This window comes from Rasiella sp. SM2506, assembly GCF_050859505.1.
GTDB lineage: Bacteria > Bacteroidota > Bacteroidia > Flavobacteriales > Flavobacteriaceae > Marinirhabdus.
In genome coordinates this window covers 1,860,891-1,877,998 of record NZ_CP193934.1, presented here as the reverse complement: position 1 = coordinate 1,877,998, position 17,108 = coordinate 1,860,891, and the positions used below count along the sequence as shown (strand labels likewise).

Below are 17,108 nucleotides of genomic sequence, written 5' to 3'. Positions count from 1 at the left end.
GGAAATGGTGCTTTATTTTAATGATAAAATATCCTGCTCAATACGCCTGTTGTAATGGGCAAAGGTAAACTTTGAAGCTGTCGCATACCCTTGGGTAGCCTTCTTTTTAAATACTTGCGAGGTTTCTTTCTCAATTTCCTGAAAAATTCCAGCTATTCCTTCTGCTGATGGTGATACTACGTATCCATTATTAGCATTAACATATTGCCCTATACTGGATACGTTAGAGACAATAGGAATACATCCAAAATTCATTCCTTCAGCAATTACCTTAGGAAACCCTTCAGATGCGGTACTGGGAAGCAAGAGAAAGCTGGATGCGCGATATATCTCAAATACCTTGTCTCTTGGTAGAAACCCGTGAAATATAGCTGGCAGTCCAAGCGCTGTACATTGTTCTTTATACGTCTCCATTTTATCCCCATTCCCTATAAAATGTATTGTTTTTACAAATTTGAAATCTAATAGTGAAAAGCCATCGATAATACGCTGTACACCTTTCGCATCATCTAACCTCCCTACAAAACAAAACGTAAAAGGCGCTTCATACGTTTTTTGTTGAATCACTTTAACACCTTCATTTCTCTCTTCTAGAGTCAAACAAGGATTTTCAAAGGTAAAACAGTGCTTCGGTTGTTCTGGCCATGTTCCATTTATAGTTACTTTTCTGGATTGTTTTTTCAACAAACTACGCTGCCATCTATAGCCTAAAGGAGCATTTGCCTGATTCCAGTTGCCTGCATATTTATACCAACCTCGCTTCTTACTGAAATAGGTAAGATACGGGATAAGGTACACTCCTATTCCCGTAGGAACCCGTAGTTGAAAGGCATCTGCCTTTTTCAAGGTTTTCTCCACCACAGCGATTGTTTTTGGCGCCTGCCCAAGTATTTTTAATTTACTAAGCGCTGTTGTTCCGCCAGAAGGAGGCAACGGTACAAAAATTATATTGGAATGCAGATAGGGCAAAGAACTGGGTGGAGCTTCACTCGTGTGCAGCATAGCTACATGATAAATAGTGTCAAAATGCTCGGCCAGATGATTGAGTTCACTTACCGTAGGGCCCCAACCCACTATCCTGCCCTGGGCATCTTTGTAATGTTCGGTATGTGAAATAATCGCGAGTTTCATGACTGTAAAACCTTTATATATTTTTGAACAATAACGTCCCAGGTAAATTTATAGGACCAGGTAATCGCCCCTTGCGAATAGGCTTCATACTTCTGCAAGATAGCTTCTAAACCATTTACTATGGCATCGGGAGCATTATACGCAACCAATTTGCCTGAAACATCTTGAGAAATTGCATCTTCTATACCACAGTTAGTGGCTCCAATAGCTGGTAAACCTAGTGCATTTGCCTCCAAAACAGCTATTCCAAAGCCTTCTACATCACCTTGTGCAGTGGCTTGGCTTAACATAACAAAAACCGTAGCCTGCTGTAAAAGTTCGATCTTTTTTGCTTCAGAAACTTTTCCGTGAAAAATTACTGATGCTGCTACTCCCATTTCTTTCGCCAATTGCAACGCAGCTTCCTTTTCAGTAGGAATCCCGACCACATGATAGATAGCACCGGGAAACCTTTTAAGAATAGCTGGCATAGCACGTATCACGTTCTGTTGTCCTTTACGCTCAGTAACATTGCCAACAGTTATAAGTTGAATAGCTTCTGTATGTTTAACCACAGCCGAAACAGGAGCTACTATCGCAAACCCATTAGGAATAACTTCAACACGCTTTAATCCCCAAGTTTCAATGAGTGACTTGGTATATGTAGATACGGCAATCACCGAATTAAGTCGTCTTACGCACCACCCGGTAAACGTTTTTCTGAAAGAAGAAGGCATAGCCACTTCGGAACCATGAACAACACCAACTATTTTTTTTGAAGTGACCAGGCTAAGTACCCCGCCAACCCAAAGTGAAAATTTACCTGAAACCAGCACCGTATCGTTTTTCTTAACCAGCGTTAAAGCACTGTGAATTCGCTTTAAATAAGTGAACAGTATAAAGTTTTTACGAGGAATCCTTTTTACCTGATACGCTTGCTCGCTATCAAAAATAATCTCTTCTTCTCCTAATGCAGAACGACAATCTGTCAATACCGTAACAGCATAGTTATTTTTGGTCAAAGATGCTGCTAAGTGATGCGCATGAATTCCTATACCACCTGGTTGGGGCGGAAATTCAGAGGCTATGAGCAGGAGTTTAGTCAAGTGTTTGTATTAAGGGACCTTCGTGTAACTTTTTACTTGCCTTTCGCCAGGAAATCGCTACTTGTATACAAATAATAGGCATCAAGAAGATAGAGACAAAGATACCCAAAAGCAATAGTTTTCGGTTCTTTTTAAAGCGATAGGGAATTATAGAGGGTGGCACCGATTTCAGCAAGGCAAAAACAGCGCGCTTGTCTCCAAAATAGCGTCTAAAAAAACAGAGAACACTGGGTATAGGTCGAGGGGCAAAAATTTTGTTTGTCCTAAAGGCATCCCAACTCCCCATCTGTCTTAAACCACCTGTCCCTACTTTTAAATGGACTCTAGAAGCAAAAGGATTGCTAATGTTGGTAAAACCATTTATATACATGCGCATTCCAAACTCTCCATCACCCATGCGTTGTTTTTCAAACTGCCTATCATAAAGACCGATTTCTTTAAAGACCGATTTCTTTACTAACACATTTCCTGTATCCAATTGGTCTGCAACCCTGAAATAAGAATAATGCTCTGGAATAGCATCTCCAACAGTAGAAAGCGAAACACCTGAAGAACCATCTGCCTGAAAGTAGTCAAGACATTTAAGGTGTTGAAATATCCAATCCTCTTTCACCCTGCTGTCATCGTCAAAAAACAGTAAGAGATCAGCCTTTGAAACTTCAATAGCCGTATTCCGTGCCAACCAAAGTGCTTTTTCTTTTTGATGGATAAGCTTAATTTTTAGATTGAATTCCTCATAAAATTTGGTCGAAAAATCATCGGACTGATCTACGACTATAACCTCAAAATAAGGATAGGTCTGTTTTTCTAAATCTTTTAAAACATCTCTTAAATATTCATATCTATTTAATGTGGGAATAATAATCGAAACTAAGGGTTTTGAGGTAACTAAACGGCTCTCAAAACTAGTAAAATTGCTATGCATCAAGGCCTTATTAGCAAGTTGTTGTTTTTGGACTCGTTGGGCGTATCTAAATCCGTTAACTTCTGCAATGGGATGCTTAAAACTGAACAAACGTATTAAAAGCACATACCAAGACCAAACAGCACTAAAATAAGATCGAATAAACACATATTCGTCTTTTATGGGAAGTTTTTCAAAATGTGTGTAAAACGTATCACCCCCAACAAATCCAGCATGAACTGCCTGCCATACTACATCATACTCCCGTGCATTTTTTGAAGTATAACTAGCATCAGGTGTAAACCTTTGCAACAGTTCTTTTGGCACACTGGTTATACTCGGGTAAATATAGGTTCCATCCAGCCTAGGAATAGAGAAATAGCGAACAGGTTGGAGGTAAAGCAAAAATCTAAAAGGCATATACGAAGGTACTGTTTAGTGTGCTTCTGAAAAATAGGTTTCTATAAATATTTCGGTAAAGTGTTCGGCTCCTTCGTTATTTAAATGAACTGGATCACTAAAATAAGATTGTTGCTGAAGGCTATCTGCAAAGTTTGTGTAATTGGGCAATACTAAATGCAACTCTTTTAAATCGTCTCTTAAACGATAATACGGGCTTGTAAAAAAATAAACCGATATATCGTTCTTTTTACAAAGCTGGATAAATTTAGTATAAAGTTTGTTTTCTTCAGTTATCGTACTTTCAGGAACAAACTCTTCATCTTGCTGCAGCATACCTTTTAACGGCATGTATCCCATAGAATCAGGATACTCATACCCGCTACCTGTAGCCGATGAAACAACTTCCCGAAAGCCCAATCTGCCAGCGAATTTCTGGTATCGGTAAAAAGGAACATATCTGTAATAGGTGTAAGAATTGCTATACTGACTAAAGTACTTATATACCGCTTCTTCATGAATATAGGGTATCCAGGCCACTTCGCCTATAGGGTCTGGCATTTCATTTATATACTGTACATCTACTTGGACGTACACTACTTTCGTTGTATTGTATTTCAGGAACTCTTCAAACAATGCAATGGTTTCAACAATATTGGTAGCATTCATTCCCAAATTATATCCTTTCTTACCCGTTTTAACTTCAATAAGATTCGGTTTTATGGAATAATTTACACGTGAAGACCCCAATAGAACATAATCTAACGTAATGTTATCCATATCCCGCACCCACATTAACTTATTCCTATAAGCTCCAGTATTATATACTGTGGTATACACTATATCCAGCACCACCATAGTAATAAGGATGAAGCCGAGTAAAATTGATATATATTTTAAAAAAACTTTCATTAAAATCTAAAATAATAGAACTGTTTCACATCTTCAAAATTACCGAATACAACAATAAGTAAAATCACAACCATTGTTTTAAGCAGCTCTGGCTTAACTGAAAATAAAGGGAATTCTTTATTTCGGTTATACCATTCCCACCAAAATAATATGAGTATGAGGGGGATAAGCTCAAAAGCATACCTGTAAATTCCTAAATAATCAATTTTAAAAGTAAATGCCGCTACCTGTTTAAAATAAGATATGGCCTCTGCCAAACTTGTAGTTCTAAAAAATACCCTTGTAAAAGCCATACTGGAAAACACCAAGCCCATTTCAAAAAAAGCCCGGACAGAAGGTAACCTGTTTGGATTTATAGTATCGAAAGAATGTTTCTTTTTACTTTTTAAACTGAACAAAACATACAAAACACCACAAACTAGTCCCCACATAGCAAAGTTCCAAGATGCTCCGTGCCAAAAACCACTTAGGAGAAAGACGATCATTACATTTCTAATAGTGGTAAATCTACCTTCCCTACTTCCACCTAATGGGATAAAAACATAATCCCGAAACCAGCTCGATAAAGAAATATGCCACCTACGCCAATAGTCGGCAATATTTCTTGAGAAAAAGGGATATCTAAAGTTCACACTCAGTTTAAAATCAAATAGTCGTGCTGTACCAATAGCAATATCACTATACCCAGAAAAATCTCCATAAATGCGCACAGCAAAATAAAACACTCCCAAAACCAAGGTCGCACTGCTATATTCCTGATAGTGGTCGAAAATTTCATCGGAATAGAGCGCACAGGTATCGGCAATAACCAGTTTTTTAAACAATCCCCAGATAATTTGCTTTATTCCAATAATGGCTTCTTCTTTCTGAAATACTCTTTTCCTAAAAAACTGTGGTAAAAAATTTGTCGCACGCTCAATGGGTCCAGCAACCAATTGTGGGAAAAACGAGATAAACGCCGTAAAAGCAATAAAATCTTTGGTAGGTGTTAACTTCTTTCGATATACATCTATGGTGTAGCTTAATGTCTGGAAGGTGTAAAATGAAATCCCCACAGGCAGGATAATTTCAATAGAAGTAGTTGAAACCTGTGTTCCGAAAAAAGAAAAAGCTTGAACAAAGCTATCTAAAAAGAAGTTGAAATACTTAAAAAAGCCCAAAAGACCCAGGTTTACCACGACACTAACCCCCAGTAATACTTTGCGCATTCGCAGGTTCTCCTGTTTTTGCAAAGCCAGCCCGATGGAATAATCTACTAGAGTGCTAAACAATATCAAAAAAAGAAAACGCCAGTCCCACCAACTGTAAAAAACATAACTTGCTAGCACCAACAGCAAGTTTTGAAGCCTGATGGTTTTATTACAAACAAACCAATACAGTACAAATACTATAGGTAAGAAGACTGCAAAATCTAATGAGTTAAATAGCATAATAGCGTGTTAGGAGTTAAAACACCACACTACGTGATTTTTGCTTAAACCAAATTTATCTAGGTCTTTAAGAGTGTAATTATTTAATGTTTTAGTTTTAAAACCAACTTCTTCAAATCGTTTGTAATAGTCTAATCCACAACTCCTACAATGGTCATCATGTCCATGGATTTTCTCGTAGTTTTCGTATTTAATGCTGCTATCTTCATAAGTTTTTGGGCTACCAATTGGGTAAATGGGAACACTCATTAATAAAGAACCGCCCGGTTTTAAAATTCTATAAATTTCGGCTGCGGCTTTTCTATCTTCCACTATATGTTCCAGCACATGCCAAACTATAACCAGATCATAGGAGCCATTAATTAAATTAGTATTGGTAATGTCTTGCACCAAATTAATATGTGGTACGGGTCTAATATTTAATCTATCATATTGCTTAATATGCTCAAAGTTATTTTTCACATAGTTGTATTCGTTACGATTAGGAGCGATATGTAAAATAGTCAGGTTTTTTTTTACCAACCCGAAATGACGAAGTGAAAATGGGACAAGACGCGTTCTAGGAAGGCTATTGCATTTAGGACACTTTCCATTATAAAATCGTGCTCCATCCCACTCACAAATTTCACAATGTACAAGCTCGCCTGTATTAAAATAGGTATGCCAAAGATTTGTAGATTTGCGAATAGCTTCCTGAAAATACGGCTTAGGATTTTTAACTAATTTTACAAAATTCATACTTTTAAATGCTTATTTAAATTGAAGTTGGCAAACTCATGCCCTGTTCAACTCCTTTTAAGTAGTCTGGATACTCCTTTTCCTTAGGTAATAATAGAATATGACATTTCCCTCGATGTTTTACTGAATTTGCTGTTGTTAATAACGCTCCTGTTTTTAAGTACCAAACGTTATAGTTTGCCTCTTTTGCCCATAAAATCATTTTAGTGATACCTTCCTCCATGGAGATATCTTCAACATGATGCATTTCTATAAAAAATGAACATTGTGTTTCTTTTGCAACGGTATGTGCGCCATCCATAACTAAAGTTTCTGCACCCTCTACATCAATTTTAATAAGATCTGGTTTTAGTCCATAAAATTTATAAAGGTATGCTAATGAAACTGTTGGTACTTCTTGAAAAGAGTTTACTGCAGACGCAGATTGCGCGTGGCTAGCATGCATACTTCCTGCGGCACCAGAACCAAGAGTGTAAAACTTTACAACCTCATTATTTTTATCGCTTACAAATGCTGGATAATATAAGGCTTTAGCACCTAGTTTATTTTGCAACAAATTACCTTGCGCCCTTTGTAGTGCTAGAGGATTTGGATCTACCAAAACATAGTTTCTATTGGGGTCTTGTATCATAGCCAATAGTGCTGTATAGCCTACATTGGCTCCTATATCGTAAATGAGCTTATGATTTTTGGCTAAATAATAAAACCAAGCATCGTCTTGATCTGGAGTCGATCTTATAGTCCCTTCGTAGGTTTTTAAAGGAACTCCACATAACTTAGTAGGTTTTAATTTATAGTCTTCTTTCTTTAAAGAATAATATACACCCGTTAACCACTTTTTAAAATTCATTCAAAAACGTTTTAAAGAAACCATTCAAGGTAAGTTTTTCTTTCCAAAGGGCTCTGTTTGCGTGTTGTAAAGCTATAAAATCCTCTTGAGACAGCGTTGCGTGAAACTCTTTTACTTTTTCTGCTACTGTACTTCTCTCGGAGTATTCCACCCAAACCGCATGTTTTTTCCAATTAACAGCTTTATTAAAAGGGAGAGAACAATCTGTATTTATAAATACTGGGATTCTTCCCATTGCCAAGGTTTCATAAAATCGAACCGAGAAATTTCCCGCACCTCTCACACATACTACATAATCTGATTCTTTCAAATTATTGTAAAATTCGTAAGTAGAACTATGACTATCCTTGTTTTCTGAAACACCCGCCCTATATTTTTTTCGAAGTATAAAATTAGCACGAACAAGTGTCGATTTTTGCAAGATAGTAAGTACGGTCGCTCTTAAATATGAAGTTGAAATAACTTGCTGAACTTCATTTTTTGAAATTCCTGAATAAGTTTTCATATTTCGCGCCCACGTTTTAAAAACTTCTCCTAAGGCATTTATTTGAGAATTATTCGCCTGCCCACAGAACCCCACAGTAGGTGTAGTGGTATAGTCCCTAACAACTATTTGATTGCTATCAAAATACTTGTTCAACGGGTCTTCAATAAAAACTGGAAGCGAATACTCATTTTCACGCAACTTAGTAGCATACCCACTGGGGCGCAACACTACCAAATTCTTTAAATCAGGAGTCTTTACGCCAAAATCGCCCATATTAAAGGCAATCACTTTTTTATCTAGCAATGCACATTCTTGTACAAATGAAATGGCAATCGCGGTTTGGTTGGTTCGCTCATAGTAATTCCAGCTCATGGGTAGTAGTACAAAATCTGCTGCTGCTATGGTTTCGGTAATATTAAAATCGGCTTCAGAAACGCCGTAATGTGCTATTCGTTCTACGTCTGTATACCTTTCACTTTTTATAAAAGGTTTCAATAACGGAAACACCCAACCTCGGTATCCTTTATTGTAGTGCGTTATGGGATAATACAGTTTCAATTATTTTGGTTTTTAATTATCAGTTCTTCCGAATAAAATGAAACAAATTTTGCTTGTTGGTTTTCTATATTGAATTCATCACGCACCCTTTGTATAGCTGTTTTTGAAATGTTGTTTTTGTCAGTTTCTGACAATCCCAAAATTATTTCTATTTTTTTCACCAAAAACTCTGGACTGCTACTTTCAAAAAGCCAACCCGTCTTGGTATCTATTATATTTTCAGGTAATCCTCCTACTCGCGAGGCAAGCGTAAGTTTCCCTAAAGCTTGCGCTTCCAACACCGCATTGCAAAATCCTTCGTTCAAGCTGGGTTGCACATATATGTCTGTAGTATTTAGATAGGTAAGTGTTTCCTCATGCGATAGCTTACCTTGAAAAATAACCACATCCTCCAATCCCATTTCATACACCATAAATTTGTACCGTTCCCTATAATTCTTATCTCCATCCCCTATAATGGTGTACGTACATTGCACGCCGGTATCTTTTAGTATCTTCATGGCTGCAATGGCTACATCCAAGCCTTTTATCCACGTGAGTCTGGCGATAGTTGTTATTTTTAAATGCGCCGTGGTAGAAGTAGCAGCAGGTTTTGGTAATGAATGCAACTGTACAGCTGGAGTAATAATAGCAAAAGGGGTTTCTACAGGAAGCCCCATATCCATTGCCTTGTTTAAAAGATATTGTGAAATACTATGGACCTTGTCAATATGGGGCCATAACTTAGTATAACACCCTGGATTTTTTATTGGATATACATTCACATCAAACCCCCGCAAACTCACCGCTAACTTTGCTCCAATTGCTTTGGCAACAGTTTCGCTGCCCAGCGCCTGCGTAGCAAAACCAAAATGCAACCAATCTAGTTTTGCTTTTAACAAGTGCGCATTCAGGTACGTATTCTTAGCTATTTGACTAATTCCTACCCCTTCATTTCGCTCTAATTTGAAATAACGAAGAACAACAGGTATGTAAGGCAACAGCATCAAAAATTCCTTAAGAAAATACCAGGCTTGTAAAAATAGATTATGAGTTACTTTTGGACCTTCAACAACTGGACATAACGTAAAGTTGTCTTTTTTTGATTGGCAGTATACGTGTACTTCTATTCCATTATCCTGTAACCCTTTAATTTTAGAATTAAAAAAAGTTTCGGAATAACCAGGAGTTTGAGGAATAACGAGGCCAATACGCATAGTTCATTTCTAATTTACTAGTTCAGAATACAATTTTTGATGTGCTTTAATAAAGAGGGTATCATTAAAATTTTCAACAACATATCTCCTAAGCTCATTTCCTAATTCGTCTCTCTTATGTGATGTTAACATTTGCATTTCTAGAATTTTTTTAGCTAGAACAGCTGTCGCACCTGCTTCAAATAAAAGATTTTTGAAATCTTTTAACACATAATTAATCCCAGAAATATCTGATCCAAAAACTGGAACTCCCATACTCATCGCTTCTACTAATGCCATGGGCATTCCTTCTTTTCTTCCTTCATTCAAGGTAGGTATCACGTATAAATCTGAAGCTGCAATAAAAGGACGAACATCTTGTCGCTTTCCTAAGAATGTCACTTGATTTTCTAGATGTAACTCTTTGGTTAAAGTTTGTAAAAAACATCCGTAATCATTTTTATTATCTCCCAAGACGGTTAGGTTTATTGTTTTATCGTCTAACTTTTTAACTGCCCTAATTAAAGTCTCTACACCCTTAACTGGAACCAAATTGGCTACTGTAATGATGTGAAAGGTATTTTTTTTCACTCTTTCCTTTGTAAATAATTCTGGCGAATAATAGTTGGTATCTATCCCTAACGGAATTAATTTTTGCTTTTTCTTATAAGAAAAATAATCCCGCATTTCTTCATTTATGGTAATGATAAAATTTGCCAGATAACTTCTAATTTTCCAATGCCTATTACCCCAACTCATTGCCTTTTTTGTATATACCCATTTGGCGCCAGCAAATCTCGCAGCAAGTACCTCTGTCCAATCACTGCTCCAATGCCAAGAATGGATAATATCGTAGTTGTTTGTTTTAAAAAATAGAATAGTAGGCTTTAATCGTGAGAAAAGAGAATTATAGGGCCTATATGGAGTTGTGGTGGCACGTATATGAATTACAATCCCTAGCTTTTCTACTTCCTTAAAAAAAGCACCTTTGTTACTAGAACAGGCAATTTCTACTTCAAACTTATTTTTATCGAGTCCCTTTACAAGGTCATACACCACTTTACCGCTACCTGCGGTATCAAAATTAGGGATGGTATAAAGGATTTTAATTTTGGACATGTAAATGACTAGACAGTAAGGACACCTATCCCATATTTACGTTGATCAGGATCTTGGATAAACTCCACATATTTATAATCTTCTTTTACTTCATTCCACAGTTTATCCACATAACAATCTAATTTATGATGGTATTCTGTATCTACAATGTCATGAAACCCTATAAGTCCTCCAGGTCTTACTAAGGGTTTGTACATTTCAAAATCGCTTTTCACTCCTTCGTATCTGTGGTCCCCATCAATAAAAAGAAAATCTATTTTTTCTCCATTTAGTATCTTCTTCAATTTTTGAAATGTATCATCACTATGAGAATCTCCTAAAATAATTGATACCTTAGATTTTTTCCTATCTGAAAGAAAATATTTCATAAAAGGAATTTTTTGTTTTGGAAATCCTCCACCATGAATACCTCCGGGCAAATCAACAGAAACAAGATGATTCGGTTTTAAATACCTCGCCCATATAAAAAAAGACCCTCCTTTTTTTGTGCCTATTTCTACTACAACTTTGGGCTCGTGAGACTTTATATAATCTGCAAAAGACTTAAACTCTTCTTCAAATTGATTTAAAGAAATCCTATCATAATAACCACGCCCTACAAAGTTTTGAGCAAAATTATATATGGAGTTGAAATCATTAAACTTAAAAGATTTTCTAAGTTTATATTTCGAATATTGAAACGCAGCGTAATTTAAATAATCTCTTCTTTTCATAAAGGTATCATTTTTTTAAAAAAGCGTTTAAGCCTCTTGTTCATATAGGTTAACCAACGAGCATCTGTTGGGTTATTCAAATAATTAAATATAATTCTTACAAGAAAGCTGAACCCGCCTAGACTAGATAACTCCAATAATTGCTGTGAGGTTAATGCGTATCTATAATCCTTTTTTGAAACTATTTCCGGATATTCATAAGCAAAGCTCCGTATCAATTCCCGTGTTGCGGCAAACTGTTTCTTCTTATTACTAGTTACTGAAGTACGTTCAACTCTTCTATCCAAACGAACTAAAGTTTCCTGTAAACCATATATTTTAGACACTAATGAAAACCGCAAAATATACGTCCAATCCACACTAATACTAGGATAATGTTTTGTAAAATACAAACCATTATCAATATGCACAGATTTCCTGAACATAATACAACTATTTACCACTTTTATTTGGTTGCGATAATTCAATAAAAATAATTCTTTTCCTTCAGGATAGTGCTTACCGCTAACCAAAAGTCCAGGAAATTTTGAAGTAACCTTTTCTCCATCCCAGAATTCGGCAATTCCAGAAACCAACCCAATATCACTTTTGGCATCAAGTAATTCAACCTGTAATTGCAAACGTTGAGGGTAATAATAATCGTCCTGTTCCGCTATTGCTATATAAACTCCGCTAGCATTTGCTACCAACCTATTCATAGTTGGGCCTAACCCCAAATTCTCCTCGTTATACAGAATAATTAAATTCTTAAAAATTTCTTTGTAGCTATTCAAAATAGTTTGAGAGCCGTCTTGAGTGCCATCAATACAAGCCACTACTTCAAAATCTTTAAAAGTTTGGTCTTCAAGACTTTTTAGAGTAGCTGCCAGTGTCTTTTCACCATTATAAATTGGTAAGACAACCGAAACTTTTATGTTATTTATGTGTGTATTCACAATTAGATTCTACGTTTCCATACCGCTAAGGTAAGCAACATACTTAAGGGATGCGAATAGATAACCGCGTCTATATTTTTAAAGTTGTTATAGAATTTAGCAAGTAACGGCTTTGAAATAAAAGGATGCATATTTTCAGAAAAAAGGTAATCCTGTAGTTTTTCATCATTTTCCATGCCCAAAAACTGTAATTCCCAATTACGCTGTATGTAGGTTTTACCCAATCTATTTTTTGCTTCTCGTTTTAGCTTATTGAAAGCTCTGTAAGGTAAATTATGAGGGCTTTTATTTTGCTGAAACGTATACAAATTAAAAGGCTTGTGCTGCTCCCAGGTAATTTTTGCCAACTCAGGATTTCGATGTTTTATATACGCAATCTGAAGTTTTCGATCTGCCAGATACGCTTCCGGGAGTGTACAAATAAACTGGCACATCCTATCCTCAAAATAAGGCAGGCGTATGGGACGTTTTGCCTCAAACACAGCCAAATTAGTTGCCGTCCAGCGAGGTGCCCAGTATAACGACTTAAATGCTCTAATCTTTGCCCCTGTATCTTCTATATCAATTTTCTGTACGAGTGTAGTAACCCGCTTACGCAAATAGGTTTCAAAATCGCCATCCAACTGCCACACCTTCCACAAGCTGGTAGCCAGCTCCATTCCTCCCTTTTTAATTATTTTCTTTAGAAGGTAGTTCAGCTGTTCTTCATCTGAAAGTTGAGCAGACCCAGTCCCATCAAAAAGCACATCTCCCCAATGTCCCAAAGAAAACACGTCTCCCATGGCAGCATATTCATCAAAAATAGCCATTTGCCGTGGGTGTGTAAACTCGCTATAACATTGGTTAATAGCTGCCAAATCCTCCACACAATCCCAAAGATATCCTTTATCAATATGGTATTCAGTAAAATCGAAATCACACACCTTTGCAATCTTTTTAGCGATAGCTGTTTCAGGATAACCGCCTTTAAAATCGTAGCTGTAGGTATTCACGTGTTTTCCTAAATGGGTAAGAGCAGCAGCCTGTGTTCGACTATCCAACCCTCCCGAAAGCGGTAAGATTACTTTTTTGTCGCCAACCTGCTCGTCAATAATGCTTTCAAACAATTGAGCAAACTCCTTTAAAGCCTCTTCAAAAGTAAGCTCGCGAGGGGTTTGGTGCCATTGAAACCAAGGCGTACTCTTCACAAAAAACCCATCCGCATCCAGTTCACAGTCGGAAGCTGGCGGCAACACCTTCAAGTCTTTAAAATAGGTATCCATATCCAAAAAAAAACCAGTCGCCACAAACACACAAATCGCTTCCTTATCAAGTTCATGCGGCGCACGAATTTTGGCAAAGGTTGGTTTTTGAGGAATAATGGGAGTTCTAAGAGTAGGCATGGTAGTTTTTTGTAGAAAGTAAAAGTAAGTATTTATTTTCTTTGTAGCGTGGGAACAAAGAACTCCCCGCCAGCTAAGCTAACACCCTTCTTTTTTCAAAGAGGGGTGCTTGGATTTGGGATTCTTAAGACCACATTGTAAAATTTGAAAGCTACCGAAGATAAAACCGTCCGCCAGCGGACAAAAAAAAGAACTCATCCCTTAGCATAAGGGAGGTGTCAGCCCTTGGGCTGACGGAGGATTTTTTGCACCCCCACAAATTTTAATTACCTTTAAACACCTCTCCCCTCCAAAGCAACCCACCACAATGAGGAAACAAATCCACACCTTAAAACATTTAAAACAATTCAGAAAAGAGCTTCGTGAAAACCTAACCCCGGCAGAGGCCTTCCTATGGTCCAAACTTAAGGCACGCAAATTCGAAGGAATACGCTTTACCAGACAGCACAGTATTGAGAATTTCATTGTAGATTTTTACTGCGCTTCCAAAAAACTAATCATAGAACTGGATGGGCAACATCATTTAAATCCTGAAGTGCAGGAATATGATGCAGCCAGAACCGCACGGCTCAATGAATTAGGATTCACCGTAATACGGTTTGAAAATAAAATGGTGTTTGATGTATTGCCTTCGGTGTTGGCAGAAATTAAAGTGCATTTTACGAAATGAATTGAACTGCAGGAGGGGTTCACTAAACTCCCCGTCCCGCCGTGGGCGGGACACCCCTCTTTTTCAAAGAGGGGAGCGGGTTTTGTCGATTTAAAATACTTGTGTTATAGTTTTAATTGGAGTAAAAGCAAAAAAAATCCTGCCTTAAAAAGAAAAGCGTCCGCCCCGCGGACAAACAAAAAAAAAGAGCTCCTCCCTTAGCACAAGGAAGGTGTCCCGCCCACGAACAAAAAAAAGAGCTCCTCCCTTAGCACAAGGGAGGTGTCCCGCCCACGAACAAAAAAAAGAGCTCCTCCCTTAGCACAAGGGAGGTGTCCCGTCCACGAACAAAAAAAAGAGCTCCTCCCTTAGCACAAGGGAGGTGTCCCGCCCACGAACAAAAAAAAGAGCTCCTCCCTTAGCACAAGGGAGGTGTCCCGCCCACGAACAAAAAAAAGAGCTCCTCCCTTAGCACAAGGGAGGTGTCCCGCCCACGGCGGGACGGAGGGTTCAGTCCACCCCCAAAACAGCATCATACAACCCCATCATCCCATTCACCATCTCCTTCTCACTATGTTGCGCTTCCACTTTTTTTCTTGCTGCGATTCGAACTTGCTTAATTTTTTCTACTGGCAAATTCAAGAAAGCTTCAATAGCATTGGCCATAGCGCTAGGATTTCGAGTAGGCACCACCCAGCCTTCGTTGCCGTTTGTGATAAGTTCTGGTATGCCGCCACAGTTCGTACTAAGTACCGGTAAGCCAATCGCCATTGCTTCTACTACAACATTAGGAATTCCTTCCTCCAGACTGGTCATAAGTAATAGAGAAGCTTCTTTCATTTTCTCAAATACCTGGGGTTGTGGTAAACGATTCTCTAGATAAACACAATCTTGTAGTTCTAAATCATTTATTAAAAATTGTAGTTCCTCATCTTCGGCAACGCCAATAATAGTGTAGCTAAAAGAAATATTCTTTTCCTTCAGCAAGCTACAAGTCTGTAATGCATACGAATACCCTTTTATCCAATGTGTTCTGCCAATAGATAAAAGTTTCAACGGCGTAGTCACTTCATACCCCTCAGAAAAAGAAAAATCGTCCAACGATAGTCCGGTATAAATCACGCTATTCAATTTTGTAGTGGAGTTCCAAATCTTATCTCCGTTTGCAGCCATAGCTTTAGAAACCGAATGAAAACCTGCTATCTTAGGATACCATTTTTGCAAATACTTAAAATTTTCCTTATCAACAAAAGGCCTCACATTATTGTGAAATCCTCTTTGACTTAATACTACTGGAATTTTTTGCTGCTCAAGTATCTCTTCAAACCATGTAATTACAGATGGCCATTGTAAGTGGATAACATCTGGATGAATAGTGTTTAACGCTAATCTTAAGTTCTGTTGCTGTAGCACCTTACGTTCTCCACGAAGCAGCCTAGTGAATGTTGGTATTAATAAGCTGTATTTTTTTGAAATTAAAAGGCGAGAAAAAGTAGTATGCAATAATCGAAATCTATTTTGATTACTCCCTAACGAAACATAATGTACATGCGGAATAGGATGTGCAATAGTTTCATTAAAGCCAAGAATATAAATGGTATGTTGCTTAGAAAGTCCCCTAATTAATCTATTGATAAAGGGGGTGGTTTTAAAACTACCGTCAAAAATGAGTATTGTAAGACTTTTATGCATCAACGTAAGTGAGATTACTTGGTAATAATTATTCTTTTGTCTATCTTAGAAAAATAGCCATCAAAAACTTTATTTTGAATTAATGAATCCATAGTCTTTGATATCATGATTGCGCCTTTATAATTTAAGTGCTCCAAATCTTTAAAGCCATAATCTGGAATTTCAAAATCATTAAAATCAAGTAATGGCAAATCACTAAATTTCGTATAATATACCTTTAAATACTTTTCTTCGTTCTCCCTCATTTTTAATGATGCGTGCTGTGCAGTCCGCACCAATATAATTCTTTTATTCTTTTCTTTACAGAGTGCAATAATTCTTTCTAAATATAAAAGATTGATTGAATTACTCTCATGAACGGGGTGATTCTTTCTTTTTGTTCTTTGAGTTACCTTCGCTGCTTCTACAGAACTTTTATCATAGTAAACATAACCACCAATATGGCCTACATAATTATAATCATTTTTTATAATTCTCATAAAGTTTCGTTTTTGCAAAACTGAAAAACTATTTATTACAGAACCAAAACTCTCTTTACTCAGTAATACATGATCATGAAAATCTACATACGAACCATATTTTGTATAAAATTGTGAAATCGATTTATCACCCCAAATCCATTTATCCATTGCTGAATCTATTTGATTATTAGTAAACTCAATCATTACAGTTTGAACACTATCATTGTCTTTCAACAATTCTTTCAGCTTATAGTAGGTATAGAAATAAGCTTCTCCAGAAGCAGCTATATTCTTGAAATTCCCAATTAAAGAATCGTTATAAGCACATTCAGGATGTGAATGCCCAATCATAAAATAATCGTAATCTTTTGAAAATTTAAAATTGGAATGTGACCTTATTACCCATGTTTGTATACCAAAGACTAGTAAACAAACCATAAATAATAGCAAAAAAAATAAACTTAGTTGTTTTAAAAATTTTCCCATCT

The 17,108-nt window shown here is 36.9% G+C and carries 16 protein-coding genes; 1 reads left to right on the top strand and 15 read right to left on the bottom strand.

From position 1 onward, the window contains the following. Window positions 1-12: 12 nt before the first annotated feature. The 13 genes from ACQ2HF_RS08495 to ACQ2HF_RS08435 all read right to left on the bottom strand — a co-directional run bounded on the left by ACQ2HF_RS08495 (window position 13) and on the right by ACQ2HF_RS08435 (window position 13,818). Window positions 13-1,131, bottom strand: a complete 1,119-nt coding sequence (locus ACQ2HF_RS08495; protein ID WP_432410003.1) for a glycosyltransferase — start codon at window positions 1,129-1,131, stop codon at window positions 13-15. Further along, window positions 1,128-2,216: a glycosyltransferase family 4 protein gene (locus ACQ2HF_RS08490; protein WP_432410002.1), complete on the bottom strand. Its 1,089-nt coding sequence runs from the start codon at window positions 2,214-2,216 to the stop codon at window positions 1,128-1,130. The genes ACQ2HF_RS08495 and ACQ2HF_RS08490 overlap by 4 nt, the downstream gene beginning before the upstream one ends. After that, a complete protein-coding gene (locus ACQ2HF_RS08485) occupies window positions 2,209-3,540 on the bottom strand; it encodes a glycosyltransferase family 2 protein (RefSeq protein ID WP_432410001.1) in 1,332 nt (443 codons plus the stop codon). The genes ACQ2HF_RS08490 and ACQ2HF_RS08485 overlap by 8 nt, the downstream gene beginning before the upstream one ends. A 15-nt stretch (window positions 3,541-3,555) precedes the next feature. Continuing rightward, window positions 3,556-4,431 (bottom strand): hypothetical protein, encoded by an 876-nt coding sequence (locus ACQ2HF_RS08480; RefSeq protein WP_432410000.1) that lies wholly within the window; start codon window positions 4,429-4,431, stop codon window positions 3,556-3,558. After that, window positions 4,431-5,639, bottom strand: a complete 1,209-nt coding sequence (locus ACQ2HF_RS08475; RefSeq protein ID WP_432409999.1) for an MBOAT family O-acyltransferase — start codon at window positions 5,637-5,639, stop codon at window positions 4,431-4,433. The genes ACQ2HF_RS08480 and ACQ2HF_RS08475 overlap by 1 nt, the downstream gene beginning before the upstream one ends. Before the next feature lie 231 nt (window positions 5,640-5,870). After that, window positions 5,871-6,599 (bottom strand): class I SAM-dependent methyltransferase, encoded by a 729-nt coding sequence (locus tag ACQ2HF_RS08470; protein WP_432409998.1) that lies wholly within the window; start codon window positions 6,597-6,599, stop codon window positions 5,871-5,873. Between the two features lie 16 nt (window positions 6,600-6,615). Beyond that, a complete protein-coding gene (locus tag ACQ2HF_RS08465) occupies window positions 6,616-7,449 on the bottom strand; it encodes an FkbM family methyltransferase (RefSeq protein ID WP_432409997.1) in 834 nt (277 codons plus the stop codon). Further along, the gene (locus tag ACQ2HF_RS08460) at window positions 7,439-8,494 is read right to left on the bottom strand and encodes an exostosin domain-containing protein (RefSeq protein WP_432409996.1); all 1,056 of its coding nucleotides are present in this window, start codon (window positions 8,492-8,494) and stop codon (window positions 7,439-7,441) included. The genes ACQ2HF_RS08465 and ACQ2HF_RS08460 overlap by 11 nt, the downstream gene beginning before the upstream one ends. Continuing rightward, a complete protein-coding gene (locus tag ACQ2HF_RS08455; RefSeq protein ID WP_432409995.1) occupies window positions 8,491-9,690 on the bottom strand; it encodes a glycosyltransferase family 4 protein in 1,200 nt (399 codons plus the stop codon). The genes ACQ2HF_RS08460 and ACQ2HF_RS08455 overlap by 4 nt, the downstream gene beginning before the upstream one ends. A gap of 9 nt (window positions 9,691-9,699) precedes the next feature. Further along, on the bottom strand, window positions 9,700-10,788 hold the full coding sequence (locus tag ACQ2HF_RS08450; RefSeq protein ID WP_432409994.1) for a glycosyltransferase: 1,089 nt from the start codon (window positions 10,786-10,788) through the stop codon (window positions 9,700-9,702). A gap of 8 nt (window positions 10,789-10,796) precedes the next feature. Beyond that, a complete protein-coding gene (locus ACQ2HF_RS08445) occupies window positions 10,797-11,501 on the bottom strand; it encodes a class I SAM-dependent methyltransferase (protein ID WP_432409993.1) in 705 nt (234 codons plus the stop codon). Then, the gene (locus tag ACQ2HF_RS08440) at window positions 11,498-12,436 is read right to left on the bottom strand and encodes a glycosyltransferase family 2 protein (RefSeq protein ID WP_432409992.1); all 939 of its coding nucleotides are present in this window, start codon (window positions 12,434-12,436) and stop codon (window positions 11,498-11,500) included. Before ACQ2HF_RS08440 ends, ACQ2HF_RS08445 begins: the two co-directional genes overlap by 4 nt. A 2-nt stretch (window positions 12,437-12,438) precedes the next feature. Next, on the bottom strand, window positions 12,439-13,818 hold the full coding sequence (locus ACQ2HF_RS08435) for an asparagine synthase-related protein (RefSeq protein ID WP_432409991.1): 1,380 nt from the start codon (window positions 13,816-13,818) through the stop codon (window positions 12,439-12,441). Window positions 13,819-14,125: 307 nt separating this feature from the next. On the opposite strand from ACQ2HF_RS08435, the gene ACQ2HF_RS08430 reads away from it, so the two are divergent. Continuing rightward, window positions 14,126-14,488 (top strand): endonuclease domain-containing protein, encoded by a 363-nt coding sequence (locus ACQ2HF_RS08430; RefSeq protein WP_432409990.1) that lies wholly within the window; start codon window positions 14,126-14,128, stop codon window positions 14,486-14,488. Between the two features lie 489 nt (window positions 14,489-14,977). Here the strand turns inward: ACQ2HF_RS08430 and ACQ2HF_RS08425 are convergent, their stop codons facing one another. Both ACQ2HF_RS08425 and ACQ2HF_RS08420 read right to left on the bottom strand, forming a co-directional pair. Continuing rightward, window positions 14,978-16,159, bottom strand: a complete 1,182-nt coding sequence (locus tag ACQ2HF_RS08425; protein ID WP_432409989.1) for a glycosyltransferase family 4 protein — start codon at window positions 16,157-16,159, stop codon at window positions 14,978-14,980. 14 nt (window positions 16,160-16,173) lie between these two features. Then, the gene (locus ACQ2HF_RS08420; RefSeq protein WP_432409988.1) at window positions 16,174-17,106 is read right to left on the bottom strand and encodes a hypothetical protein; all 933 of its coding nucleotides are present in this window, start codon (window positions 17,104-17,106) and stop codon (window positions 16,174-16,176) included. Between the last annotated feature and the right edge of the window lie 2 nt (window positions 17,107-17,108).

Excerpts from the sequence above, each read along its gene's own strand:
- ACQ2HF_RS08495 (WP_432410003.1), bottom strand. The coding sequence starts at position 1,131 with ATGAAACTCGCGATTATTTCACATACCGAACATTACAAAGATGCCCAG.
- ACQ2HF_RS08485 (WP_432410001.1), bottom strand. The coding sequence starts at position 3,540 with ATGCCTTTTAGATTTTTGCTTTACCTCCAACCTGTTCGCTATTTCTCT.
- ACQ2HF_RS08480 (WP_432410000.1), bottom strand. The coding sequence starts at position 4,431 with ATGAAAGTTTTTTTAAAATATATATCAATTTTACTCGGCTTCATCCTT.
- ACQ2HF_RS08475 (WP_432409999.1), bottom strand. The coding sequence starts at position 5,639 with ATGCGCAAAGTATTACTGGGGGTTAGTGTCGTGGTAAACCTGGGTCTT.
- ACQ2HF_RS08470 (WP_432409998.1), bottom strand. The coding sequence starts at position 6,599 with ATGAATTTTGTAAAATTAGTTAAAAATCCTAAGCCGTATTTTCAGGAA.
- ACQ2HF_RS08465 (WP_432409997.1), bottom strand. The coding sequence starts at position 7,449 with ATGAATTTTAAAAAGTGGTTAACGGGTGTATATTATTCTTTAAAGAAA.
- ACQ2HF_RS08455 (WP_432409995.1), bottom strand. The coding sequence starts at position 9,690 with ATGCGTATTGGCCTCGTTATTCCTCAAACTCCTGGTTATTCCGAAACT.
- ACQ2HF_RS08450 (WP_432409994.1), bottom strand. The coding sequence starts at position 10,788 with ATGTCCAAAATTAAAATCCTTTATACCATCCCTAATTTTGATACCGCA.
- ACQ2HF_RS08445 (WP_432409993.1), bottom strand. The coding sequence starts at position 11,501 with ATGAAAAGAAGAGATTATTTAAATTACGCTGCGTTTCAATATTCGAAA.
- ACQ2HF_RS08435 (WP_432409991.1), bottom strand. The coding sequence starts at position 13,818 with ATGCCTACTCTTAGAACTCCCATTATTCCTCAAAAACCAACCTTTGCC.
- ACQ2HF_RS08430 (WP_432409990.1), top strand. The coding sequence starts at position 14,126 with ATGAGGAAACAAATCCACACCTTAAAACATTTAAAACAATTCAGAAAA.
- ACQ2HF_RS08425 (WP_432409989.1), bottom strand. The coding sequence starts at position 16,159 with ATGCATAAAAGTCTTACAATACTCATTTTTGACGGTAGTTTTAAAACC.
- ACQ2HF_RS08420 (WP_432409988.1), bottom strand. The coding sequence starts at position 17,106 with ATGGGAAAATTTTTAAAACAACTAAGTTTATTTTTTTTGCTATTATTT.